At 71.6% G+C, this 23,224-nt stretch carries 22 protein-coding genes; 12 read left to right on the forward strand and 10 right to left on the reverse strand.

From position 1 onward, the window contains the following. Positions 1–41 precede the first annotated feature (41 nt). From OG598_RS13740 to OG598_RS13750, 3 genes are read right to left on the reverse strand one after another with little or no spacing between them, the layout of a single operon-like run. The gene (locus tag OG598_RS13740; RefSeq protein ID WP_442931474.1) at positions 42–1,463 is read right to left on the reverse strand and encodes an MGH1-like glycoside hydrolase domain-containing protein; all 1,422 of its coding nucleotides are present in this window, start codon (positions 1,461–1,463) and stop codon (positions 42–44) included. Continuing rightward, the gene (locus tag OG598_RS13745; RefSeq protein ID WP_328654797.1) at positions 1,460–2,281 is read right to left on the reverse strand and encodes a sugar phosphate isomerase/epimerase family protein; all 822 of its coding nucleotides are present in this window, start codon (positions 2,279–2,281) and stop codon (positions 1,460–1,462) included. Before OG598_RS13745 ends, OG598_RS13740 begins: the two co-directional genes overlap by 4 nt. After that, on the reverse strand, positions 2,278–3,318 hold the full coding sequence (locus tag OG598_RS13750; protein WP_328654798.1) for a zinc-dependent alcohol dehydrogenase: 1,041 nt from the start codon (positions 3,316–3,318) through the stop codon (positions 2,278–2,280). The genes OG598_RS13745 and OG598_RS13750 overlap by 4 nt, the downstream gene beginning before the upstream one ends. Before the next feature lie 158 nt (positions 3,319–3,476). Here OG598_RS13750 and OG598_RS13755 point away from each other — a divergent pair, with 158 nt between their 5' ends. The 4 genes from OG598_RS13755 to OG598_RS13770 are packed head-to-tail and all read left to right on the forward strand — an operon-like array spanning position 3,477 to position 7,308. Next, on the forward strand, positions 3,477–4,829 hold the full coding sequence (locus OG598_RS13755; protein ID WP_328654799.1) for an ABC transporter substrate-binding protein: 1,353 nt from the start codon (positions 3,477–3,479) through the stop codon (positions 4,827–4,829). Then, complete coding sequence (locus tag OG598_RS13760) at positions 4,826–5,782, forward strand: carbohydrate ABC transporter permease (RefSeq protein WP_196922626.1); 957 nt, start codon at positions 4,826–4,828, stop codon at positions 5,780–5,782. Before OG598_RS13755 ends, OG598_RS13760 begins: the two co-directional genes overlap by 4 nt. Next, entirely contained in the window at positions 5,782–6,648 is an 867-nt protein-coding gene (locus OG598_RS13765; protein ID WP_091406739.1) for a carbohydrate ABC transporter permease, read from the forward strand. The genes OG598_RS13760 and OG598_RS13765 overlap by 1 nt, the downstream gene beginning before the upstream one ends. Positions 6,649–6,702: 54 nt before the next feature. Continuing rightward, the gene (locus tag OG598_RS13770) at positions 6,703–7,308 is read left to right on the forward strand and encodes a class I SAM-dependent methyltransferase (RefSeq protein ID WP_112602530.1); all 606 of its coding nucleotides are present in this window, start codon (positions 6,703–6,705) and stop codon (positions 7,306–7,308) included. Positions 7,309–7,421: 113 nt separating this feature from the next. Here the strand turns inward: OG598_RS13770 and eccB are convergent, their stop codons facing one another. Next, on the reverse strand, positions 7,422–8,807 hold the full coding sequence (gene eccB, locus OG598_RS13775; protein ID WP_328654800.1) for a type VII secretion protein EccB: 1,386 nt from the start codon (positions 8,805–8,807) through the stop codon (positions 7,422–7,424). A gap of 129 nt (positions 8,808–8,936) precedes the next feature. On the opposite strand from eccB, the gene OG598_RS13780 reads away from it, so the two are divergent. Next, positions 8,937–9,656, forward strand: a complete 720-nt coding sequence (locus tag OG598_RS13780) for a spermidine synthase (protein WP_112697686.1) — start codon at positions 8,937–8,939, stop codon at positions 9,654–9,656. Positions 9,657–9,753: 97 nt separating this feature from the next. Further along, complete coding sequence (locus tag OG598_RS13785; RefSeq protein WP_328654801.1) at positions 9,754–9,930, forward strand: hypothetical protein; 177 nt, start codon at positions 9,754–9,756, stop codon at positions 9,928–9,930. Between the two features lie 16 nt (positions 9,931–9,946). Here the strand turns inward: OG598_RS13785 and OG598_RS13790 are convergent, their stop codons facing one another. Next, the gene (locus OG598_RS13790) at positions 9,947–11,749 is read right to left on the reverse strand and encodes an acyl-CoA dehydrogenase (RefSeq protein WP_328654802.1); all 1,803 of its coding nucleotides are present in this window, start codon (positions 11,747–11,749) and stop codon (positions 9,947–9,949) included. A 153-nt stretch (positions 11,750–11,902) separates the two neighbouring features. Between OG598_RS13790 and OG598_RS13795 the strand changes: the two genes are divergently transcribed. The 4 genes from OG598_RS13795 (at position 11,903) to OG598_RS13810 (ending at position 14,956) form a co-directional block, all read left to right on the forward strand. Beyond that, complete coding sequence (locus OG598_RS13795) at positions 11,903–12,325, forward strand: MmcQ/YjbR family DNA-binding protein (protein WP_328654803.1); 423 nt, start codon at positions 11,903–11,905, stop codon at positions 12,323–12,325. Positions 12,326–12,479: 154 nt separating this feature from the next. Further along, positions 12,480–13,517 carry an SMP-30/gluconolactonase/LRE family protein gene (locus tag OG598_RS13800; RefSeq protein WP_328654804.1) on the forward strand — a complete coding sequence of 346 codons (1,038 nt, stop codon included), beginning with the start codon at positions 12,480–12,482 and terminating at the stop codon, positions 13,515–13,517. Positions 13,518–13,580: 63 nt separating this feature from the next. Continuing rightward, complete coding sequence (locus OG598_RS13805) at positions 13,581–14,180, forward strand: DUF4291 domain-containing protein (protein ID WP_328655328.1); 600 nt, start codon at positions 13,581–13,583, stop codon at positions 14,178–14,180. Between the two features lie 80 nt (positions 14,181–14,260). Continuing rightward, on the forward strand, positions 14,261–14,956 hold the full coding sequence (locus tag OG598_RS13810) for an alpha/beta fold hydrolase (protein ID WP_328654805.1): 696 nt from the start codon (positions 14,261–14,263) through the stop codon (positions 14,954–14,956). A gap of 117 nt (positions 14,957–15,073) precedes the next feature. Here OG598_RS13810 and OG598_RS13815 read toward each other — a convergent pair whose 3' ends face one another. The 3 genes from OG598_RS13815 to OG598_RS13825 form a co-directional block, all read right to left on the reverse strand. Next, positions 15,074–16,336, reverse strand: a complete 1,263-nt coding sequence (locus OG598_RS13815; protein WP_328654806.1) for an MFS transporter — start codon at positions 16,334–16,336, stop codon at positions 15,074–15,076. After that, positions 16,333–16,953 carry an ArsR/SmtB family transcription factor gene (locus tag OG598_RS13820; RefSeq protein WP_328654807.1) on the reverse strand — a complete coding sequence of 207 codons (621 nt, stop codon included), beginning with the start codon at positions 16,951–16,953 and terminating at the stop codon, positions 16,333–16,335. Before OG598_RS13820 ends, OG598_RS13815 begins: the two co-directional genes overlap by 4 nt. Before the next feature lie 63 nt (positions 16,954–17,016). Then, positions 17,017–18,600: an LLM class flavin-dependent oxidoreductase gene (locus OG598_RS13825; RefSeq protein ID WP_328654808.1), complete on the reverse strand. Its 1,584-nt coding sequence runs from the start codon at positions 18,598–18,600 to the stop codon at positions 17,017–17,019. 114 nt (positions 18,601–18,714) lie between these two features. Here OG598_RS13825 and OG598_RS13830 point away from each other — a divergent pair, with 114 nt between their 5' ends. Further along, positions 18,715–19,317, forward strand: coding sequence for a MarR family winged helix-turn-helix transcriptional regulator (locus tag OG598_RS13830; protein ID WP_328654809.1), 603 nt, complete (start codon positions 18,715–18,717; stop codon positions 19,315–19,317). A 93-nt stretch (positions 19,318–19,410) separates the two neighbouring features. On the opposite strand, the gene OG598_RS13835 is transcribed toward OG598_RS13830, so the two are convergent. Together OG598_RS13835 and OG598_RS13840 are read right to left on the reverse strand one after the other, a co-directional pair. Further along, entirely contained in the window at positions 19,411–20,922 is a 1,512-nt protein-coding gene (locus OG598_RS13835) for a phosphoesterase (protein WP_328654810.1), read from the reverse strand. 236 nt (positions 20,923–21,158) lie between these two features. Then, complete coding sequence (locus tag OG598_RS13840; protein WP_328654811.1) at positions 21,159–21,821, reverse strand: hypothetical protein; 663 nt, start codon at positions 21,819–21,821, stop codon at positions 21,159–21,161. Between the two features lie 424 nt (positions 21,822–22,245). Between OG598_RS13840 and OG598_RS13845 the strand changes: the two genes are divergently transcribed. Then, positions 22,246–23,208, forward strand: coding sequence for a helix-turn-helix transcriptional regulator (locus tag OG598_RS13845; protein WP_328654812.1), 963 nt, complete (start codon positions 22,246–22,248; stop codon positions 23,206–23,208). Positions 23,209–23,224 lie beyond the last annotated feature (16 nt).

Genomic DNA, 23,224 nt, shown 5'->3' on the forward strand with positions numbered 1-23,224 from the left:
CCGGCCGCTGGGACCGGGGACGCTACCACCCGGCGCCGCGCTCAGTCGGCGAGCAGGTCGAGCACCAGCGCGGCGGTCCAGCTGAACGCCGGCGAGCCCAGCCCGGCGCCGGTGTCCGGGTGGAAGTACTCGTGGCAGCCGGCCCCGGCGACCAGACCGATCATCGAGTGGCGCAGCCCGGCGGCCAGCTCCGGGTGCCCGTGCAGGAGCAGCCCACGCCGGACCAGCCAGCCGATGTTGAGCCAGCTCGGCCCCCGCCAGTAACGCAGCGGCTCGAAGTCGGGTGCGGTGCGGTCGTAGGTGGGCAGCGGCCGGTCCATCCGACCTGCCACCCCGAAGCGCGCCGACCGGGCTTCGACGACCAGCGCGTCGACCTCCCGGGGCGGCAGGTCGGGCAGGATCAGCGGGGTCAGCCCGAGCACTGTGCGGGCGCTCACCAGGCGGTCGGTGCGCAGGTCACGGGGCTGAAACGTGCCGGTGTCCCTGTCGTACAACCGGCGAAGGAGCGCTTCGGTGATGCGGGCCGCGCGGGCCCGGTGCGGCCCGGGGTCGGCACCGACGAACGCGGCGATCTCGGCGAGGGCGTGTTCGGCGGCCCCGAACGCCGCGTTGAACAGCGGGCATTCCACCAGGAACGGGTGACCGGTGGCCAGGTCGCGGTCGGAGTAGTCGTGGTCGCGGTAGGCGGCGACGATCGCCAGGTAACGCGCGTAGTCCAGGTCCGTGGGGCGGTGCGCGGCGTCGGCGTGCGCGGTGTCGTGCCGACGGTACGCGGACATGACGGCTGCCTCGGCCGGGACCGCGGCCATCGACTCGTCCCATGCCGGGCTGTTGTCCAACCCGGACTCCCACGGGTGCACGATGCAGACCAGCCCGTCACCGGCCACGTCCCGCCGGTCGGCCAGGTAACGCTGCTGGGCGACCAGCGCGGGGTAGAGCCGGCGCAGCGCGGCCAGGCCGGTGGGGTCGGGCGCCCGCCGGTACGCCAGCAGCGCGGCGAGCGCGTGCACCGGCGGCTGGACGAGGCCGGAGGTGGCCACCGCCGGCGCTCCGGGCACATCGGCCGAACGCCACATCTCCGGCCCCGGGAAGTACGCGCCGACCCGCAGCGCCGGGTTGAACACGATGTGCGGCACCCGTCCGTCGGCCCACTGCGCCCGGAACAGGCTCGCCAGCTCCCGCCAGGCGCGGTCGGGACGGACCTGGGCCAACCCGATCGCGATGAACGCGGAGTCCCAGCTCCACTGGTGCGGGTAGAGCGTGCGCGAGGGCACCGTGTGGTCGTGCTCCCAGTTGGCGTCGAGAGTGTCGACAGCGAGTCGACGCAGCCCGCCCGCGTCGGCCGGGCCGCCCGTGCCGGCGGCGTCGGCGCGCGTCGCCCTGGCGTCGGCGGGCAAGCCGACGCCGCTCGGCTCGGCGTCGGCGGGCAAGCCGAAGCTGGTCAGCCTTGCGTCGGCGGTCACGCGGCGGCCCGCCGGGGCAGCGCGTGTCGCAGCACCGTGGCGGCCTGTTGCAGGGCTCGGACCGGGTCGCCGCGCAGCCGGCACTCCAGCGCCAGCCAGCCCCGGTAGTCCAGCTCCAGCAGGGTACCCACCAGCGCCGGCCAGTCCAGGTGCCCGGCGCCGGGCTGGTACCGGTTGGAGTCGCTGACCTGGACGTGCCCGAGGTACGGCGCGGCGGCGCGCAGCGCGCGGTGCACGTCGTCCTCCTCGATGTTCATGTGGAAGGTGTCGGCGACCACCCGGACCGACGGCAAGCCGAGCGCGGCGCAGAGCGCCACCGCCTCGTCGAGACGGTTGACCATGTGGTCCTCGTACCGGTTGAGGGGTTCCAGGAAGAGGGTGACCCCCTCGGCCCGGGCGTGTTCGCCCAGCTCGCCGAGGGCGTCGAGGAGCACCTGCCGGTCGCCGTCCGGGGCACGGGGCGGCTCGAACGGCGGTAGTCGTCGGGAGAACATCCCCCAGGCGGCCGGGGTCATCACCCCGACGCCGCCCAGCTCGGCGATCACCGAGAGTTGGGAGCGCAGGTTGCGGACGGCGTCGGCGGACCGGGCGGGGTCGAAGTCGCCGATGAAGTGGTCCATCTCGACGCAGACGGTGGGCATCACCACCCCGGCGGCGCGGGCCCGGCGCAGCTCGGGCAACCGGCGGGCGAACGCCAGGTCGCCGCGGCCGCGTAGTTCGATGCCCTGGTAGCCGAGGGCGGCCGCGAGGGCGTACTTCTGGATCAGGTTGGTGCCCGGCAGGAGTTGTTCCTGACAGGCCAGCGCGATGGTGGTCATGAGAACCTCAGCACGACTTGAAGGACGTCACCGGCGCCGCGGTCGAGCAGCGCGAGGGCGTCGGCGACCGCGCTGGCGTCGACGATGTGGCTGACCAGCGGCAGCGGGTCGACGCTGCGGTCGGCCACCAGGTCCATGAAGGTCTGCGCGACCCGGTCTCCGGTCCACCGGCCGGCCATGCTCGGCGCGGGGGTGGGCCCGGAGACCTGGGCGGCCACCAACTGGATGCGGTTGTGGTGGAACTCCTCGCCGAGGCCGAGCGCGTCGGCCTGGCCCTGGTAGAAGCCGGCGGCCACGACCCGGCCGGCGTGGGCGGTGGAGCGGATCGCCTCGTGCAGCGCCGGGTACGCGCCGGACAACTCCAGACACACGTCGGCCCCCCGGCCGCCGGTGACCTGGCGCAGCACGGCGGCGGCGGAGGTGACAGTGGCGTCGACAGTGGATCGCGCGCCGTAACGGGTGGCGTGCTCCAGCCGGTCGGGAACCGTGTCCACGGCCACCACCCGGGCCCCGGAGAGCACCGCGAGCCGGGTGGCGAGCAGCCCGATGACGCCCTGGCCGAAGACGCCGACCCAGTCGCCGAGGTGCAGGTCGCCGGCGAGCACTGCGGTCAGCGCGATGGCGCCCGGGCGGGCGAAGACCGCGGCGAGCGGATCCAGCCCGGCGGGGAGCGCGCGGACCGCGTCGGCGGCGAGCACGGCCTCGGCCCGGTGCCCCCAGATGCCCCAGACGAGCTGCCCCGGATGCCGGTCGATGACCTCCGGCGCGACCTCGATGACCTCCCCGACCTCTTCGTAGCCGAAGCCGATCAGCGGATAGGGCACCGGCGTCTGTCGGGGGACGAACATCCGGGCGGCGTCGTCCCAGTCCTTGCTGAGCCGGGGATTGCTGCCCCGGTAGAGGGTCAGCTCGGTGCCGGCGGAGATGCCCGAGTAACAGGTGCGGACTCGGACCTGGCCGGGGCCGAGCGGATCCGGCGGGCAGGGCTCGAGGCTGATGCGTCGAGGCCCGGCGAGAGAGACCACCCAGTTGCCCATGTGTCACATCCCGGTAGCACTGGGCTCCAGGATAGACATAAAATCGCGATATGTCTTGTTATTGATCAATCGAAGGTGTTGAATCCGGCATGTACCCTTCGAGAGGAGTGCCACCGATGTCAGCACCTCCGAGGCGGATACTCGCCACCACCCTGATCATGGCACTAGCAGCGTCCACCCTGCTGGCCTGCGGAGACGACGGTTCAGACAGCAACAGCAAAAAGATCACCGTTTGGAGCCTGGAGGACGTGGCCGACCGCGTCACCGCCACCAAGGCGATCATCGCCGACTTCACCGCCAAGACCGGGATCCAGGTCGATCTCGTGACAGTCAACGAGGACCAGTTCCCCTCCCTGATCGCCGCCAACGCCGCCGCCGGCGACCTGCCCGACGTGGTCGGTTCGGTCTCCCTCGCCGGCATCCGTACGCTCGCCGGCAACGAGCTGCTGCACACCTCGGCGAACGCGGAGGTCGTCGACAAGCTGGGCAAGCAGACGTTCTCCCCCCGAGCGCTGGAGCTCACCTCCGACGACGGCAAACAGCTCTCCGTGCCCAGCGACGGCTGGGGGCAGCTACTCGTCTACCGCAAGGACCTGTTCGCCGCGGCTGGTCTGCCCGCCCCCGACACGTACGAGCGGATCACCGCCGCCGCGGCCCGACTGAACACCGGCGGGGTCGCCGGCATCACCGCGGCGACCGCCCCCAGCGACGTGTTCACCCAGCAGACCTTCGAGCACCTGGCGCTGGCCAACGGCTGCCAGCTCACCGACGACTCGGGGAAGGTGACACTGGATTCGCCCCAGTGCGTCGAGGCGTTCCGCTTCTACGGTGACCTGATCCGCACCAGCTCGGTCAAGGGCGCGCAGGACGTGGACACCACCCGGGCCACCTACTTCGCGGGCAAGGCGGCAATGGTGATCTGGTCACCGTTCATCCTCGACGAGCTGGCCGGGCTGCGCAATGACGCCAAGCCGACCTGCCCCCAGTGCCAGGCGGACCCGGGGTTCCTCGCGAAGAACAGCGGGTTCGTCACCGCGATCAAGGGCCCGAACGGCACCGAACCGGCCCAGTACGGCGAGATCAGCTCGTGGGCGGTTCTCGACGGCGCGGCGTCCGACCCGGCGAAGTCCTTCGTGGAGTACATGCTCGGTGACGGCTACCCGCGCTGGTTCGGCATGTCCCCCGAGGGCCGCTTCCCGGTGCGCAAGGGCACCCCCGCCGAGCCGGAGGCGTACCTGACCGCCTGGAACACCAGCCAGGCGGGAGTGGACGCGAAGAAGCCCCTCACCGACGTGTACGGCGACGAGGTGCTGGCCACGCTGCGCCGCAGCCCGGACACCTTCGGGCGCTGGGGCCTGAGCCAGGGGCAGGGCAAACTCGTCGGCGCCATGCTCGGCGAGTTGCCGGTGCCCAAGGTGCTCGGCGACCTCGTCTCCGGCAAGTCCGACGCGGCGGCCACCGCCAACCGCGCCACGAAGGACGTGGACGCCATCAAGGCGGGCGTCAATTGACCACCACCGCGCCCGGCCCCGGCCGCTCCCCCACCAGGGAGCGGCCGGCGCCACCCCGGCGCCGACCGCTGACCCTGCGCCGCCGCGAATCCCGGGCCGGGCTCGCGCTTGTCGCACCGACCCTGCTCGTCACCATCGCTGTCATCGGCATCCCGATCGTGTGGACAGTGGTGCTCGCCTTCCAGCGGGTCCGGCTGGCCACGCTGCGCAAGACCGGTCTGTTCGGCGAGTTCACCATGGACAACATCGACCGGGTGCTGCACACCCCCGGTTTCGCCGAGACGCTGTGGGTCACGCTGATCTACAGCATCGGCGGCACCGTCGGGTCGATACTGCTCGGCCTGGTGGCCGCACTGGTCGTCCGCCGGCCTTTCCGGGGTCGCACCCTGGTCCGGGCGTCGATGCTGCTGCCGTACGTGGCGCCGGTGGTCGCCGTGACGTTCGTCTGGCAGGTGATGCTCGACCCACAGCTCGGCATCGTCAACGCGTGGGGTCAACGCCTGCTCGGCTGGGACGCCCCGGTGCCGTTCCTCACCCAGGAGTCGACAGCGCTGGCCACGGTGATCGTCTTCGAGGCGTGGCGGTACTTCCCGTTCGCGTTCCTGTTCCTGCTGGCCCGGCTCCAGGCGGTGCCCGGCGAGTTGGAGGAGGCCGCCCGGGTCGACGGCGCCACCCCCACCCAGCGGTTCCGGCACATCCTGCTGCCGCAACTGCTGCCGGTGATCGCCCTGCTGGGCGTGCTGCGCTTCATCATGACGTTCAACAAGTTCGACGACGTCTACCTGCTCACCGGCGGTGCGGCCGGCACCGAAGTGGTCAGCGTGCGGGTGTACGAGTTCCTCACCGCCCGTACCGACATCGGGGCCGCGGCCGCGCAGGCGGTAGTGCTGGCCGTGGTGCTCATCGTGTTCGTGCTGATCTATCTGCGCTTCTTCGGACGGAGGGTGGGTTGATGGACCGGGACGTGGTCGAGACGGTGAGCCTGCGTTGGCTGCGCCGCCTGGTGATCGCCGTGTTCCTGGTGATCACGGTCTTCCCCTTCTACTACATGCTGGTGCTCTCGGTGCGCCCCATCGAGCGGCTGCTGCTCGACCCCGGTGCGCTGGTGGTCGGCTTCGGTGAGCTGACAGTGGCCACGTACGCCGAGGTGCTCAAGGCCACCGACGACGGCGGCCAGGGTTTCCTCACCTTCATCCGCAACAGCGGGCTGGTCGCCGTCGCCGCGACAGTGCTCACCCTGCTGGTCGCGATCCCCGGCGCGTACGCGGTGGCCCGGCTGCGGTTCTTCGGCCGCAGACAGGTGGACTTCCTGTTCCTGGCGGTCTACCTGTTCCCGTCGATCGTCATCGCGATCCCGCTGTTCGTGGTCTTCACCCGGGCCGGGCTGCGCGGCTCGCTGTTCGGGCTGGTGCTGGTCTACATCTCGCAGACGTTGCCGGTGTCGGTCTACATGTTGAAGAACTACTTCGAGACGATCCCGGTCAGTCTGGAGGAGTCCGCCGCCATCGACGGCGCCGGCCGGCTCGGCATCATCCGCCGTGTCAGCCTGCCCCTGGCGATGCCGTCGATCATGGCGGTCGCGCTCTACGACTTCATGATCGCCTGGAACGAGTTCCTCTTCGCCCTGCTGTTCCTGGTCGACAAACCCAACCGGTGGACGGTGTCGCTCGGGTTGTCCCTGCTCGCCGACGGGGTGGAGGTCCCCAAGACCGTGCTGATGGCCGGGTCGGTGGTGCTCACCCTGCCCATCGTGATCCTCTTCTTCGCCAGCGAACGGCTGCTCACCGAGGGGCTGACCAGCGGCGCGGAGAAGGGATGATGGTCTCGTCCGGGTCGCCCGCCCGCCCCCCACCGGCCCGGATACGGTGGCCTCATGGCCAACCCGACCCGCTGGGCGACCGACACCGGTCCTGAGCACTCACAGTGGTATATCGACAGGTTCCGCAAGCTCGTGGCCGAGGGCGCGGACCTGGCCGGCGAGGCCCGACTGGTGGACGCCCTCGTCGCGCCCGGCTCCCGCATTCTCGACGCCGGCAGCGGCACCGGCCGCGTCGGTGCGGCGCTGGCCGAGCGGGGGCACACGGTGGTCGGGGTGGACGCCGACCCCGCGCTCGTGGATGCCGCCCGCGCCGACTATCCCGGCCCGACATGGCTGGTCGCCGACCTCGCCGAACTGGATCTACCGGCGCTGGGTGAGGCCGAGCCGTTCGACGCGGCGGTGCTGGCCGGCAACGTGCTCGCCTTCGTCGCCGTCGGCACCGAACCGGAGGTGCTGCGCCGGGTGGCAGCGCACCTGCGACCCGACGGCGTGCTGACAGTGGGCTTCGGCACCGAGCGCGGCTACCCGCTGACCGCGTTCGACGCCGACGCGGTGGCCGCAGGGCTGCGCGTGGAGCAGCGCTTCGCCACCTGGGACCTGCGCCCGTGGCGCGACGACGCCCCGTTCGCGGTCACCGTCCTGCGCCGTCCGGCCGACTGACACCGTCCGCCGCACGTTGCTCTCCGGTGATCAAGAGGTTTGCGTCAGGCTCGCGCCAGATTCTGACGCAAACCTCTTGATCACCGCCGCCATGCCGGCGGCAGTTTGGGGGTTCAGTCTGGGGCGGCTACGGCGCGGGCGGCGGCCGGGTCGAGGGTGGCGCCGGCGGGCACCAGGCTGACCAGCCCGGCCGGTAGCCGCACCGGCCGCACGTCGCGGTAGCCGAGCATCGGGAGCACCTCCCGGTCGGCCAGCACGTACCGTCGGCCCAGGTCGGTGACCACGGAGACCGCGCCGCCGGTCGCGCCGGGCGCCGCGGCGGCCTCGACCACAGCGCCGCGGCCCGGCTCCACCACCACGTGGTCGGCCAGCACCGCGCCGCCGGTCGGCGCGGTGCGGGGCACGGCCGTCAGGTCCCGCAGCGGTACGCCCCAGCGCACCTCACCAACCCCGCCGTCGTCACCGATGCGGGTGCAGAGCGCCCCGCCGTCGCCGGCCGCGAGCCGGGGCGGGGTCGGTGGCGGGGCGTTCGGGCCGGTCGGGGCCAGATCAGGCACCGTGGGCAGCGCGGCGAACCGACCCAACGTCATCGGCACCGGCGCGACCTGCCCGGTGCGGGCCAGCAACAACCCCGCCTGCAACTCGGTGATGCCGGCCAGGCCGGCGTCGAGCGCCACCGCGTACTGCCGGCCGCCACCGGAGTTGCTCACCAGGTAGACGGTGCCGATCGCGGCACCCGGCACCCGGGTGGCGGGCCGGCCCAGCGCGGGCAGGTCGAGTGGGGCGAGGTCGGTGCCGGCGGGCAGCGAGTTGAGCAGTGCCGGCGCCACCCGAACCGCCTGGGCCCGGGTGGTGGCGAGCGCCGCCAGCACCCGGCTCGGATCACGGACGAGGTAGCGGCGCTGGTGCCAGACCAGGTGCAGCCCGCCGTCGGGGTGGCGCAGCAGCAGCGCGTCGTCGCCCAACGGCCGACCACCGCCGGGCTCGGTGCCGATCAGCAGCGCCGAGCGGGGCGCCTCGACGCCCGCGCCGGCCGGGACCGTCGAGCAGACCGTCCACGCCGTGGCGGACAGTCGGCCCGGGGCGGGCAGCGAGTCGGGTGCGTCGGCGATGCCCAGCGGCAGCCCGCGCGGCACTCCGTCGATAGTGCGTCGGGACACCAGGACGGTCTTCGACCGGTCCGCACCGACGATGAGCAGCGCCGAGGCGTAGTTGAGCACCGGGTGCAGCTTCTGCTCACGGTAGACGAACCGGGCGCCGGACTCCTTCTCCACTATCACCGCGCCCGGGTCGCGCCACCCCTTGCCGCCACCGGCGAACAGGCCGTAGAGGGCGAAACCACCGAGCCCGATCGCCGCGACCAGGACGCTGGCCAGGCCGGCGCCGGCCAGCCGCCGAAACGGCGACTGCGCGGGGTCGGTCTCCCGCATGACCAGGGCGGCGACCGCCCGCTGGACGCTGAACTGGTAGGAGTGCAGCTGGTCCTGCCGCGACGGCATGGGTCCCCTCCGGTGGATCGGCCGGGCACAGGATATGCGCTGCGTCAACGTCCCGTGGACCCTGCGTGGCCGCCCGTCGCGGGGCAACCGCTACCATCCGTGGACGAATCCGGCGGCGAGAGGGCACCCGTGGGCGCGCGTTTCGAAGAGCTGGCCTGGCGGGAGACCCCGATCGGCGCGATCAGTCTGCGCCGACGCCGGGACCCGGCACTCCAGGTCGAGGTGTACGAGGTCAAGCTCGACGACGAGTACCTGATGTCCAGCCTCTTCCCGGTCGCGGAGATCGAGCTGGCCCGGCTCGGTCTCGCCGAGGTGGCCGGTGACTCGCTCGACGTGGTGGTGGGCGGTCTCGGGCTGGGCTACACCGCCTGCGCGGCGCTGGGCGACCCCCGGGTGCGCTCACTGTTCGTGGTGGAGGCGATCGAGGACGTGATCGACTGGCACCAGCGAGGGCTGCTGCCGTTCGCGGCGGGACTCGCCGAGGACCCCCGCACCCGCTTCGTGCAGGCCGACTTCTTCGCGGCGGTCGCCGGCGACACCGGCTTCGACACCGAGGTGCCCGGCCGGCGGTTCGACGCGGTCCTGCTCGACGTCGACCACTCCCCGCGCAACGTCCTGCACCCGAGCCATGCGGCGTTCTACCCGCCGGCCGGGTTGCGTCGCCTGGCAGCCCTGCTGCGCCCCGAGGGTGTCTTCGCGCTCTGGTCGGACGACCCGCCGGACGCCGAGTTCACCGCCGCGCTCACCGAGGTGTTCGCGAGCGTACGCGCGCATGTCGTGCCGTTCGCCAATCCGCTGACCGGCGGGGAGTCGGCGAACACCGTCTACGTGGCGCGTACCGGCCCCTGATCGACTCCGGTATGCCGCTCACGCATGGTGTCGGCGGGACGGGGAACGAGAAGCCGGGGCCGGCCGCACCAGGCGCGGCCGGTTACGGGAGGTCGACATGCGTGCACTGCTCTGGGTTGTCGGCGTGGTCGCCGGCGTGCTGATCCTGCTCGGGTTGGTTCTCGAGGCGGTCCGCTGGCTGATCATCATCGGTGTGATCGCGCTGGTGATCGTGATCGTCTGGGGCGTCGTCAAGGGGCGGCAGGCCGTGGGCCACCAGTCCCGCCGACGGTGACGGGCGGCCCGGTCGGTCAGAACCAGTCCGGGCGCATGTCGAGCGTGGTCCGGTCCCGGCTCTCCAGCAGGTCGAACTGCGGGCCGGTCCGGGGCAACTCGACGGCGAAGAAGTAGCGGGCGGCCTGCCGCTTGCCGGCGTGGAACGCGTCGCCGGCGTCCTCCGCCGGCAGCGCCAGCACCTGCTCCAGCCACATCCACGCGATCACCACGTGCCCGACGGCCTCCAGGTAGGCGCTGGCGTTGGCCAGCGCGAGCACCGGGTCGCCGTCGGCCCACAGTCGACGGGTGACAGCGGTGACCCGGTCCACCGAGGCGGCCAGCCGGTCCGCCAGCTCTGACGCCTCTCCCCCGACCTTGCGGGCCCGCTCGACCGTGTCGCCGATCGTCGTGGTCAGCAGGGCGAGACCAGCGCCGCCCTGCATGATCATCTTGCGTCCCAGCAGATCCAGCGCCTGGATGCCGTGGGTGCCCTCGTGGATCGGGTTGAGCCGGTTGTCCCGGTAGTGCTGCTCCACGTCGTGGTCGCGGGTGTAGCCGGCACCTCCGAGCACCTGGATCGCCAGGTCGTTGGCGGCGAGGCACCACTGCGACGGCCAACTCTTGGTGATCGGGGTGAGCACGTCCAGCAACAGGTGCGCGCGCTCGCGGTCGGCCTCGGCCGGAGCGGTCTTCTGCTCGTCGAGCAGCCGCGCGCAGTAGAGCACCAGCGCCAGCGCCCCCTCCACGTAGCTCTTCTGGGCCAGCAGCATCCGTCGTACGTCAGGGTGGTCGATGATCGGCACCTGCGCGGCGGCCGGGTCCTTCGCGCCGACCGGCCGGCCCTGCGGCCTCTCCTTCGCGTACGCCAGGCTCTTGAGATAGCCGGTGTAACCCAGTGCGGTGGCGCCCGCCCCGACCCCGATCCGGGCCTCGTTCATCATGTGGAACATCTGCGCCAGACCCTGATGCGGGGCACCGACCAGGTGACCGACGGCTCCGGCGCTGCCGGCGGGGGTGTGCGCGCCGTCGCCGAAGCTGAGCAGGGTGTTTGTGGTGCCCCGGAACCCCATCTTGTGGTTGAGCCCGGCCAACGCCACGTCGTTGCGCTCACCGAGCGACCCGTCCGGGCCGACAAGCACCTTCGGCACGATGAACAGCGAGATGCCCTTGACGCCGGGCGGCGCGCCCGGGATACGCGCCAACACGAGGTGGACGATGTTCTCGGCCAACTCGTGGTCACCACCGGAGATCCACATCTTGGTGCCGAAGAGCCGGTACGTGCCGTCCGCCTGCGGCTCGGCGCGGGTGGTGATGTCGGCCAGCGAGCTGCCGGCGTGCGGCTCGGACAGGCACATGGTGCCGAAGAACCGGCCGTCCAGCATGGGCCGGACGTAGGTGTCCACCTGCTCGGGGCTGCCGTGCGCCAGCAGCAGGTTGGCGTTGCCCAGGGTGAGGAACGGGTACGCCGAGGTGGCCACGTTGGCGGCCTGGAACCAGGTGAAGCACGCCGCCGCGACGGCGTGCGGCAGTTGCAGGCCACCGACCGCGGCGTCCAGCCCGGCGGTGAGCAGGCCCGTCTCGGCGAAGCTGTCCAACGCCGCACGGACCTGCGGGATCAACCGCACCCGCTGCCCGTCGAAGGTGGGCTCGGCCAGGTCGGCGGCGCGGTTGTGCGGGGCGAACTGCTCGGTGGCCACCCGCTCGGCGAGATCCAGGGCGTCGTCGAAGGTCTCCCGGGAGTGTTCGGCGTAGCGGGGGCGCTCGACGAGCTCGGACACCCGCAGCCACTCGTGCAGCAGGAAGTCGAGGTCACGGCGGGAGAGCAGGGTGGACGGCACGGCACTCCTCAGCGGGCACGGGGGTGGGTCGGGCCGGGGCGACGGCCCACTGTCGCCCCGCCCATCCTGGCGGATCGACAGGGCGCGCACCACCGGCCGGGGCGGGGTTCGACGAGCGGAACTTGTCACACCGACCGGTTAGCGTCGTTGTCCGTGACCGCACCCGGAGATGTCCCACCCGAGGTCCTCGACCGGCTGCGGCCGATCTGTCTCGGGCTGCCGGAAACCTACGAGGAGCCCGCCTGGGTGGGCACCCGCTGGCGGATTCGCAAGCGGACCATCGCCCACGTGCTCACCGTCGACCCCGATCGCCAGCCGGTGCACGCACGGGCTGCCGCACTCGACCAGCCCGCCTGCCTGCTGACCTTCCGGTCGCCACTCGACGAGATCGCCGGGCTCCTCGCCACTGGGCACCCCTTCTACAAACCGGACTGGAGTCCCAACGTGATGGGCATGGTCCTGGACGAGCACACCGACTGGGAGGAGGTGGGTGAGTTGCTCACCGAGAGCTACTGCGTGATGGCCCCGAAGCGGCTCGCCGCCCGGGTCGGCCCCCCGGCACCGCCGATTGGCTGAGCGCCGAGGGCACCCTGCCGCCGGTTGAGCGCCGGCGGAGTCCCGCGACCGGCGGTTTCGGCCGGCACGCTCCGGGCATACCGCGCCGGATGGCCGCAGCCGCCGGTTATCCGGCTGAAGCCGAGGTGCCGCCGGGCGGGTGAGGAGCAGGTCGATGTCGTCGCTGCCCACCGAGGAGGATCACCGGTTGACGTCGGTGTTCCAGGAAGACCGGGTGTGCACCGGCGTGACCACGGTGCGCGGGCGGGTGTTCCTGGGCTACCCGTCGGCGGATCGGCCCGGCGTGCAGGTGGTGGAGGCGCTGCCGGACGGCCGTCGTGTCCCCTACCCCGACGCCGCCTGGAACCGTGCCGACCAGCCGCCGAGCGAGGCGTTCGTGCACGTCAACGGGTTGCGCACCGGCCCGGACGGCCGTTTGTGGATCGTCGACTCGGGTTCGCCGCGGATCGGCGGCGCGCAGGTGCCGGGCGGCGCTCGGCTGATCGCCGTCGACCCGGACGACGACCACGTGAAGTGGGTCTACCACCTCGACGAGGCGGTGCACCCGGGCAGCTACGTCGACGACGTCCGCTTCAACGGCCGGGTGGCGTATCTCAGCGACGCCGGGGCGGCCGGCCTCATCGTGCTCGACCTCGACTCGGGTCGGTCGAGACGGGTGCTGGACGGACATCCGAGCACGGCGGGCGGCCCGGTGGTCGCCGACGGTCGCGTGCTGCGTGACCCGGACGGCGCCGAGGTACGCCTGCACGTGGACCAGTTGGAGGTGTCGCCGGACGGTCGCTGGCTCTACTACCAGCCGGCCTCCGGCGGAATGTCCCGGATCCCCACCCGCTGGTTGGACGACCCGTCGGTGTCCGCCGACGAGCTGGCCCGGAGGGTCGAACGCTGGTGCGACACACCCAGCACCGGCGGCACGGCAATCGACGCCACCGGCACCATCTACCTCAGCGACCTGGAACGGCGGCGCGTCCTCGTCCTCGCACCCGACCGCAGCGTACGGACGCTCGTCGCCGACCCCCGACTGGCCTGGGTGGACGCGATGTGGCTCGACGCCGATGCCCGGCTCTGGATGCCGGCGGCGCAGCTGCACCTGACCGGCGGGCTCAACGGCGGGGTCTCGGCCGTCGAGTACCCGGTCCAGATCTACCGGATGCCCGTTGAGATCGGGCCGCCCGCCCTAGACCACGCCTGAGTGCTCAGTTCGGCGTACGAAATCCCGGTGCAGAGGTGCGGTCCGATGGGTGAAGATCGCGGGGTGTCCGTTCCCGCCCGTCAGATCCGTGCTCGTTTCTCGGCCGACACGATCACCGTGTACCAGGCGTACCCACCGGAGATCGCGCTGCCGGCGGTGGCCGCCGGTCGCTTCGTGGCCCCCTTCAAGCGTGACCGGATGACCTGGATCAAGCCGTCGTTCCTGTGGATGATGTACCGCTGCGGTTGGGCCACGAAACCCGGGCAGGAGCGCGTGCTGTCCATCGACATCACGCGGGAGGGCTTCGAGTGGGCGCTGGCGCGAGCCTGTCTGAGTCACTACGACAAGGGCCTGCACGGTGACCGGGCGACGTGGTCGCGGCAACTCACTGCCAGCCCGGTACGGGTGCAGTGGGATCCGGAACGGACACTGCACCTGAGCGCGTTGCCCTACCGGTCGTTGCAGGTCGGACTGTCCGGCGAAGCTGTCGCCCGGTACGTCGACGACTGGACGGTCAGCGTCACTGACATCACCCCGACTGTCCACCGCGTACGGGAACTGGTGCGGGCCCACGATGTGCGGGCGGCCACGGACCACCTGCCGGCCGAACGAAGCTATCCGCTGCCGGGGCAGATCGCGGCGCACCTCGACGCCACCGGCTGACCCTTCGTGGTCGCCGGCCCCGGCCCGCACCTGGTCCTGACGTATCGGGGTTGTCGGAGGGTGCCGCTAGGGTCCCGCCCATGGCTGATTTCGTGTTGGTGGCGGGTGCGTGGCTGGGGTCGTGGGCGTGGGACGAGGTGGTGGCACCACTTCGGGCGGCCGGCCACGGCACGCACGCGTTGACCCTCTCCGGCCTCGCCGACCGGCGGGATGTGCCCGCCGGGCAGCAGACCCACGTGCAGGACGTCGTCGACGAGATCGAGCGCGGCGACCTGCACGACGTGGTGCTGGTCGGGCACAGCTACTCGGGCATCCCGGTGGGTCAGGCAGCCGAGCGGATCGTCGAGCGGTTGAGCCGGGTGGTCTTCGTGGATTCCGAGGTGCCTGTCGACGGTGGGTCGTTCGCCTCCGGCTGGTGGCAGGGCCAGGCGGCCTTCGAGGCGCAGATCGCCGACAACAACGGCTACTGGGCTCCGCTCGGCACGGCCGACTTCGACGGTCAGGGTCTCACCGACGAGCAGGTCGCCCGGCTGGTCGAGGGCTCCACGCCGCATCCGGGAGCCACGCTGACCGAGCCGGCCGTGTTGACCCGGCCGTTGGGTGAGCTGCCGGCGACGTACGTGAAGTGCCTGCTCGACGGGCCTGAGCCCAACGACACGGTGGCGAAACTGCTGACCAGCGACCACTGGCGACTGGTCACGATGGACACGGGCCACTGGCCGATGTTCTCCCAGCCCACCGAGTTGGCCCGGATCCTGTTGGCGGAGGCCGGCTGACCTTCGCTGGCCTGGGCCGCAGCCCCGGGCCAGGGCGCACCGAGCTGCTGACGACGGGGGCAGCCGCACGGCGGCCCCCGTCGTCACCGGCGGCACCATCGAGCGCCGCGGCAGCCCTCAGGCCGTGTCGATGGTCTGGATGTGGCGCACCGGGGACGCGAGCAGCCACAGCACGGCGAGTACGCCACCCAGGCCGGCGATGGCCAGGGTGGGCCGCAGCCCGATGGTGGTGCCCAACGCGCCGCCGACCAGCGCGCCGAGCGGTCGGATGCCGTAGTTGACGGCGCTGTAGGCACCGGCCCGGCGTCCCAGCGCGTCGGCGGGTGTCACGGCGATGAGGAGGGCGTTGAGGTTCACGTCCATCAGCATCACCCCGACGCTGGAGACCAGCTCGATGACCGCCAGCATAGCCACCTTCGTCCAGGTGGGTCCGGACACCAGCGCGGTCAGCGCCAGCGGCGCGGGGAAGAGCACCGCGCCGATCATGGCGGTACGGCCCAGACCGATGGCGCGTGAGACCCGCGGTGCGAGCGCCGCGCCCAGGAATCCGCCGACCGCTCCGAAGCCGAGGGCGATGCCGATCGCGCCGGCTGACAGGTCGAGTTCGCGGCTGGCGTAGAGCACCAGCAGCGCGCCGGCGATGAAGGTGAAGAAGTTGACAGTGCTGGTGCAGCCGAGGGCGGCCCGCAGCACCGGGTGCCGCAGTACCAGCACGAGCCCTTCGCGGACCAGGCCGAGAGTGGACGTCCGACGCGGCGGGGGCGAGGGCTCGGTCACCGGGATGCGGCTGAGCAGTAGCGCGGAGCCGAGGAAGGAGACCGCGTCGACGACGATCGCGACCGGCGCGCTGAGCGCCTGAACGAGGCCACCGCCGACGGCCGGGCCGGCGATGAAGGAGAGCGACCGGCTCATGCTCATCTTGCTGTTCGCATCCACGTACGCCGATCGCGGCACCAGGCCGACGAAGAACGCCTGACGGGCCATGGCGAAGAGCACCGCTCCGAAGCCGGTGAGCAGTGCCACCAGGTAGAGCTGGCTGAGGGTGATCGCGTCGAAGAGGTAGGCCGCCGGCAGGCTGAGCAGCACCGCGGCGCGGATCAGGTCCGCGATGATCAGCAGTCGCCGCTTGTGGGTGCGCTGGTCCACCCAGGCGCCCAGGAACAGGCCCAGCAGGTTGGGCAGCCAGATCAGCGCGGTGAGGACGCTGACCTGCACGGGTGTGGCGGTGAGCAGGGTGACGGCGATCAGAGGTAGGGCAAGTTCGCTGATCCGATCGCCGAAATGGGAGATCGTCTCGCCGATCCAGAAGGTGCGGAACCGCCGGTCACGGTGCAGGGCCGGCGGGGGCCCGGTGTCGGTGGGGGCGGCGGTGGCGGTCATGACGTGGCCGTGCCGTCGTCGCCGGGCTCGGCCAGGGCTTCGTCCCCCGGTTCGGGCAGCAGGTAGCGCAGCATCCGGACGATCCGCGCGTCGGCCGGGGCCGACGCCTCCTTGCGCCGCACGTACGGGGCGATCAGCTCCTCGATGGACTCTTCCAGTTGCCGCAGTTCGTCGGCGGTGGCCACGAACCGGGTGTCGGCCATGCCGGCCAGCGCGCGCCACTCGGGGTCCAGTCGGGGTTCCTCGTGCAGCAGCCACTGCTGGGGTGCGTCGGCGTTGCGGGCGAACATCTCCGCGCGGAGTTGCTGGACGGCGGACTGCCCCTCGGTGCCCTCGGGCGCGGTGAAACGGAAGCCTCGGGCGACGGCCTGCCACCAGCGTTCCCGCTTGCTGGTGGCACCGTCCCAGTCATGGACCAGGCCGAACGTCGCGAGGTGCCGCAGGTGCCAGCTGACCACCGACGGTGTGGCGCCGACGTGCGGCGAGAGCCCGGTGGCCGTGGCCGGGCCGTGCCGCTGAAGATGCTCCAGGATCGCCAGCCGGACCGGGTGGGCCAGTGCCCGCAGCGCCTGCGGCTCGCTGATCTCGAAATCCCCGTACGGATTCTTGAGAGACATGTTTCGAGAGTAGTCTCTCAGGTTGAATCGGGGCAACCCCGAGCCGCCGACGCGGCGCGTTGATCAGGCGATTCCCAACCGCGCCAACGGCTCGACCAGCTCCCGCTCCTCGTAACTGAGGTGCGACAGGAGGGCGTCGGTCAGCAGGTCCACCGCGGCCCGCAGCTCGGCGAGGCCGTCCGGAGACCCGACATACGCGACCAGGGCCCGGTCGACACCCTCCAGCACGTCGTGGATGACGTGATGCTCCTGCTCCAGCCGGTCGACCACGGGGCCGAGTCGGGGGTCACGTGCGCGCAACCTGGGGAAGAACGACTGGTCCTCGATCGTGTGGTGGGTGGTGACGATGCGGCAGTACGACTCGCAGTAGACGCCGAGGGTCCACCGGTTCTGCCTCATGGTCATCGTGTTGATGTGGGACCGGGCCGCGCCGGCGTCGATCTCACCGGCCGCCACCTGCTCGATCAGGTCGTGAATCTGGGCCAGCTCGGCGCGCAGGCCGTCGTGGATCTGCACGAGGTGCGCACCGGTGGCCTGCTCCTGCGGGGTGTAGGTGCGCTCCGGGTCGGGCGCGGGCCCGGTCGGCCGGGTCGTCTCGTCCCACACCTGCTGCTCGCTTCGCCGTACGCCGTCGTCCGGGGTCGGCACCACGGCGAACCCGCCACCGGTCGCTGTGGCGCGGCCCGCCCGGACCGGCGGCGCAGGCTCCGGCTCCGGCTCCACTTCCGGTTCCGGCGTACGCTCCGGAGCCGTGCCGCGGTCACGTTCGGCCGCGACCAGCTCGCGGACGGCGGGGGCCACCTCACCGGCGAAGCGGCGCAGGTCGTCAGGGTCGTCGCTGCCCAGGATGAAGGTGCCGACGCCCTCCTCCAGTGCCAGCTCGGCCAGCTCCTCGGCCCACTGCTCGGCGGGCCCGTTCAGCGGGCCGCGACCGACGGTGGAGAACTCTCCGGCGATGTTGAGCAGCCGACGCACATCCTGCGGGCACCGGCCGGCCTGCTGCGCGGCGTCGTCGATGATCGCGTTGCCCTTGGTCAGATCACCGGGCTGGAGGTAGCCCAGCGTGGGCAGCCAACCATCGGCTCGACGACCGGTGAGCTGGAGCATCCGCGGCTTGTACGCACCCAGCCAGATCGGCACCGCGTGGGCCGGAGCGGGACCGCGCTTGGCGCCCACCACCCGGTAGAACTCGCCGTCGACCCGCACTCCGCCGCGCGTCTCGACGTCCCAGAGCTGACGGACGACCTCGATGGCCTCCTCCAGCGCTCGTACGCCCTGGCCGGGGGTCAGCCGCCGGCCGCCCATCGCCTCGATGGCATCCCAGAACGCCCCCGCCCCGAGGCCGAGGCTGATCCGGCCACCGCTGAGCAGGTCCAGGCTGGCCACACTGCGGGCGAGGACCGCCGGCGGACGCAGTGGCAGGTTGGTCACGTTCGCCGCCAGGTGCACCCGGTTGGTGCGGGCCGCCACGAAGCTCAGCAGCGTCCAGGTGTCGAGGAACGCCGGCTGGTACGGGTGATCCTGGAAGGTGACCAGGTCCAACCCGACCTGCTCGGCCAGGACGGCGACACCGACCGAACGGTCCGGGTTGTCAGCGCTGGGCGTGACGAAGGAGCCGAAGACCAGGTCGTGGCCGTAGTCGCTCATCTGCGAGCCTCCCGATTTCCTCGACGCCTCGGACGATGCGTCGCAACCTTAACCTTATGCCACACAGAACATCTTCTGCCAACAAGGTCTTACGCACTGCGGTATTGTCGGGGCATGACGGGTGCCACTCACCGGCCGGACCGGCCCGATCCGCTCGACGACGACCTGGGCTGGATGCTCGGGATCGTCTTCCGCGGCTACGTCCGGGCGGCCGAGCACGCGCTCACCGACTTCCCCGGTGGCCCGCGCGGCTACCAACTGCTCACCGCGGCCAACAACGGGCCGGCCCGGAACCAGGGCGCGCTCGCCGAGGAGATCGGCATCGACCGGACCGTCCTGACGTACCTGATCGACGACCTGGAGCGGCCCGGGTTCGTCGCCCGGCGCGCGGACCCGGCCGACCGACGCAACCGGCTGATCGAGGTCACCGACGCGGGCCGTGCCGCCTGGGAGCAGCGGCGGTCGGCACTGCGGCAGGTCGAGTCGCACCTGCTGGGGGCGCTCACGTCGGCCGAGTCGGCGACGCTGCGGTCACTGCTCCAGAAGGTCGCCTGCTCGGCCCAGGCGGTGGACCCGCTGCGCGACCTCTGCGAGGTGGTGACACAGGTGCAGGCCGACCCGGCGCCGGCGGCCCCCACTGCGCGCCGGAACGGCGCCGCGGCGGCGCGGAGCGGGCGAACCGCCACCCCCCGAGCCCGCCGCAGCAGACCCGACTGACCTGCGGATACTGCGGGCGGGCCCGCCCGCACCGCCCGACGTCGTCCGTCGAGCGGTGCCGGACAGGCCCGCGATGTCGCTACCGCACGTGAGTCAGCGCACGTGCACGAAGACCGGGTTCGAGTAGAACCACAGGTCGTCCCACGGGCTCTCCAGCCCGTCGGCGAGCGGCTCGGCCTCGTCGGTGCTGGTGCCACGCACCCGCGCGTAGGTGTCCGCCTCGACATTGCGCAAGGTGTGCCGGATGACGTAGCTGTCGCCCTGCCGACGCCAGTCCCGCGGGCCGAACCGGGCCGCCACAGTGGTGGTGGGGTTGGTGTCGGCGTCCAGGCTGGCGCTCGGGCCGGTGATCTGGCCGACGATCAGGTCGACCCGACGGACCTCGGGCCGGTCGCCGTTCGCGTTCACCCCACCCAGCGGGCGGAAGGTGATCTCGATCTCGACATCGGTACGGCTACGACGGCTCACCGTGATCGTCTCGCCCACCTCGGCGGTCCTGCCCTGGGACGTGGCGGTGACGTCGAGACTGCGGATCAGGTCACCGGTGGTGACCCAGATCCGGCCGTTGCGCAGGCCGTCCATGATGTCGCCGTAGTCCTGGCGGGCGTGCACGTACGTCTTGCTGTACTCGCCCGGCCAGAAGTCCGAGCCGCCCCGGGTCCAGTGCACGTGCGAATCCGAGGTCGCGGTGATCCACCAGCGCCGGCCCTCGCCGAGCAGTGAGTCCCACAGGCCGCCGACCCGGGCGGTCATCTGGTCGAAGCCGCCGTAGGTGGGGTGATTGCCGTAGCCGCCCCGCTTGCCGCCGTTGAGCGGGCCGGCCTGGTGACCCGGAGCGCCCTCGAAGCCGATGTAGACGTCCGGCGCGGCATTGTTGCCGTTGCGGAACTCGCGCGGGGTGTCCTGACCGTAGACGCCGAGACCGGGCGCCGAACGGGACGCGTGGTGGGCGATCACCAGCGGCTTGTGCGGCATGCCCCGGGCGACCTTGAGGAACTCCACCATCTTGGCCTCGGTGTCGCGGGCCGGGTCGGTGGGGAACGCGTCGTACTTGGCGAACCGGCTCTCCAGCTCGAAGAGCTGCTTCGCCTCGTCCTCGTGGCGCGGGATCATCAGCGTGTGGTGGTCCAGCGAGGGCGCGTCGAACTCCATGCCCCAGAACTGGAGCACCTCGGGGACGAGCTTGCGGGACCGCAGCAGGTCGGGGTACGCCTGCTCGATGTTCACCTTCGAGTGGGTCGGTCCACCGTGGTCGGTGCACATCGCCCAGGTCAGGCCGAAGTTCTTCGCCATGATGGCGTTGGTGACGATCGGGTAGACCGCGTCCGCGCCCTTGTGGAAGACGATCGGGGACTTCGTGGTGTCGAACTCGCCGCTGTACTCGGAGTGGATGTGGTGGTCGCCCGCACGCCACGCCCGGTTCTTGGAGTTGCCGCGGTCGGTCTTGTCGTCGTCACCCGGTCGACGGTCTTCGTCGGCCCAGGCCGCGCCAGCCCCGACCAGTGGGCTGGCCGCGGCCAGCGTCGCGCCGACGCCCGCGTACTTGACCAGCTTGCGCCGGGACAGCTGCGCGTGCTCGGTCTCTTCGGGATGCTTGTCTCTCACCTGAGAGCCTCTCCTCGATCAAGCGAATGCTCTTTCGATCAAGGAGCCTCGGAGAAGGCGGTGAACGGCCGCCGTACGCAGCTGGTGCGCACGATGAACACCCTGCCCCGACCTGCGCGCAACGTCGGGCGGGGCAGCAGCGGGTCACTCCGCGCTCGCGCAGCGTCCAGTCGGGACCGGCACCGACGTGGCCGGGTCAGGGCACCGGACGACCAGCGCTCCCACCGACGGCCCGGTCAGATCCGGGCGCGCGGCAGCCAGCCCAGGAATCGGAGCCGGACCCGGGGCAACGGCAACGTGGGGAGGTCCTGAGCGGCGGCGACGAGGCAGGAGCCGAGATAGACCGCGAGGGAGGCGCGCGCGCCACCGAACTCGGCGAGCAGTTGGCTCTGCTTGGTGGCGCAGGGCCACTCCCGGCCGCATCCGGTGCAGGTCCAGCTCGGCGGGTTGGGGAGGTGCTCCGGCAGCTTGGCGCGGCGGTACCGACCGACGACGCTGTTGTCCGAGCGCACGTCGCGTCGCCGCGCCGCGGGCGCTTCGTTGCGGTGGGCCACCGGACGCGCACCGGGCAGGTAACGCCCGACGGTGCCGAAGAGCGCCCCGACGCGGATCAGGGCGTCCGGTCCGACGTGCTGGGTCAGCAACGCGGTCATCAGGTAGTGCCCCAGCAGGTCGAAGGCGTCACGGTGCAGACCGAGGTCACGGCAGAGGTCGACGAACTCCGGCGTGGTCAGTGGCACCCGGTCGTCGAGTGCGCGGCGCAGCACCTCACGGAGCCCACGTCCGAGCCTCTCCAGCGCGTCCCCCTCGCCCAGACCCAGGCTGTCCTCGTCCGCCACCCGGGCCAGCGCCTCGGCGACGGCCAGCCGAACGACGCGGTCAGGATCGTTACTGTCCAACGCTTCCCCCTCCGTGGGTCGGCCTCCCCGGCAGTTGACCCGGTCATCCTCCGACGAATCATGAACAAGATTTCGCTGTCGGCCACGAGGGTGGCTAGGACAGCAGACGCAGAACCAATTGGCGCGCTAGCCGGAAAACGAAGTCGAGCTGCCGACACATCGCAGTGATTCGCAGGACGGCACGTCGGTGATTGTCGTATGGTGACATTCCCATCTACAGATATTGCGTCTCAGCGTCAGTGAATGGTCAGACCAGATCCGACACGCTCAACCGGTCGCTGCCGTCCCGCTCGCGACGTTCCATCCCACCGCACCGCCGGCCACCGACGTGCCGGGCCACCGCCGAGCACCCCGGCACGTCCCGAACCTGCCGTCGGCACCCGTTCCAGCACCCGGCGGCACCTCCACCGGACGGAGACAGCGGATGACGTCATCGCCAGTGCAGACCCACCAGTTCGACAGCCGCGACCCGGCGGCCATCCAGGAATTCCTGTCCGCCACCTACGACCCGAAACTGCGCATTCAGAGCAGGAACGGATACCGGCTCACCCACCACCGCGTCGACACCGGCCCCTTCGCCATCGCGACCACCCGCCAGACCGGGCACCTCGACATCGATGCCAGCACCCTCGGCGGGCTGGTCATCGGTCGCACCCGCACCGCACACGTCGATCGCTCCTGCGCCGGATCGGCCCACCGGTTCGGCCCCGGGGAGGCCTTCCTCGTCACCAGGCCGGAGGAGCCGTGCACCGTCCACTGGCATCCCGGCGAGGTGGAACTCTGCGTACTGGACCTGTCGGTGCTGACGCAGGTGGCCACCACCGCGCCGGCCCGCCGGCCCGGTCGGATCGAGTTCACCGAACTGGGTGCCGCCAGCACGGCCCTCGCCCGGCAGTGGCGCAACACCACCAGCTTCGTCCGCGACGTCGTGTTGAACAGCCCGGCCGCCGGGGCACAGTCGCTGGTGATCGGCAACGCCGCCCGGATGCTGGCCGCGGCGGCGCTCGCGGTCTTCCCCAACACCGCGTTCACCGAACCGACCGCCGCGGACCGGAACGACGCCACCACCGCCACGCTGCGACGGGCGATCACGTTCCTGGAGGAGCACGCCGACCGGGACATCAGCGCGGCCGACATCGCCGGCGCGGCCGGCGTCTCCCTTCGGGCGGTGCAACTCGCCTTCCGCCGTCACCTCGGCACCACCCCCATGGCCTACCTGCGTCGGGTCCGGCTCGTCCGGGCACACCACGACCTGGTACGCGCCGACCCGCGCCAGGAGACGGTCTCGGCGATCGCCAGTCGGTGGGGATTCGCCAGCCACAGCAGGTTCACCGCGCGATACCACGCCAGCTTCGGTGTGCCGCCGCGCGAGACGCTGAACACCTGAGACCCGCGCACCGGAC

This window comes from Micromonospora sp. NBC_00330, from assembly GCF_036136635.1.
GTDB lineage: Bacteria > Actinomycetota > Actinomycetes > Mycobacteriales > Micromonosporaceae > Micromonospora > Micromonospora salmantinae.

Bases quoted from the DNA above. Each gene is read 5' to 3' on its own strand.
- OG598_RS13825 (WP_328654808.1), bottom strand. From the start codon at position 18,600: ATGAGCGACTACGGCCACGACCTGGTCTTCGGCTCCTTCGTCACGCCC.
- OG598_RS13785 (WP_328654801.1), top strand. From the start codon at position 9,754: ATGCGTGCACTGCTCTGGGTTGTCGGCGTGGTCGCCGGCGTGCTGATC.
- eccB (WP_328654800.1), bottom strand. From the start codon at position 8,807: ATGCCGTCGCGGCAGGACCAGCTGCACTCCTACCAGTTCAGCGTCCAG.
- OG598_RS13845 (WP_328654812.1), top strand. From the start codon at position 22,246: ATGACGTCATCGCCAGTGCAGACCCACCAGTTCGACAGCCGCGACCCG.
- OG598_RS13800 (WP_328654804.1), top strand. From the start codon at position 12,480: ATGTCGTCGCTGCCCACCGAGGAGGATCACCGGTTGACGTCGGTGTTC.
- OG598_RS13830 (WP_328654809.1), top strand. From the start codon at position 18,715: ATGACGGGTGCCACTCACCGGCCGGACCGGCCCGATCCGCTCGACGAC.
- OG598_RS13765 (WP_091406739.1), top strand. From the start codon at position 5,782: ATGGACCGGGACGTGGTCGAGACGGTGAGCCTGCGTTGGCTGCGCCGC.
- OG598_RS13770 (WP_112602530.1), top strand. From the start codon at position 6,703: ATGGCCAACCCGACCCGCTGGGCGACCGACACCGGTCCTGAGCACTCA.
- OG598_RS13750 (WP_328654798.1), bottom strand. From the start codon at position 3,318: ATGGGCAACTGGGTGGTCTCTCTCGCCGGGCCTCGACGCATCAGCCTC.
- OG598_RS13815 (WP_328654806.1), bottom strand. From the start codon at position 16,336: ATGACCGCCACCGCCGCCCCCACCGACACCGGGCCCCCGCCGGCCCTG.
- OG598_RS13745 (WP_328654797.1), bottom strand. From the start codon at position 2,281: ATGACCACCATCGCGCTGGCCTGTCAGGAACAACTCCTGCCGGGCACC.
- OG598_RS13820 (WP_328654807.1), bottom strand. From the start codon at position 16,953: ATGTCTCTCAAGAATCCGTACGGGGATTTCGAGATCAGCGAGCCGCAG.
- OG598_RS13810 (WP_328654805.1), top strand. From the start codon at position 14,261: ATGGCTGATTTCGTGTTGGTGGCGGGTGCGTGGCTGGGGTCGTGGGCG.
- OG598_RS13755 (WP_328654799.1), top strand. From the start codon at position 3,477: ATGGCACTAGCAGCGTCCACCCTGCTGGCCTGCGGAGACGACGGTTCA.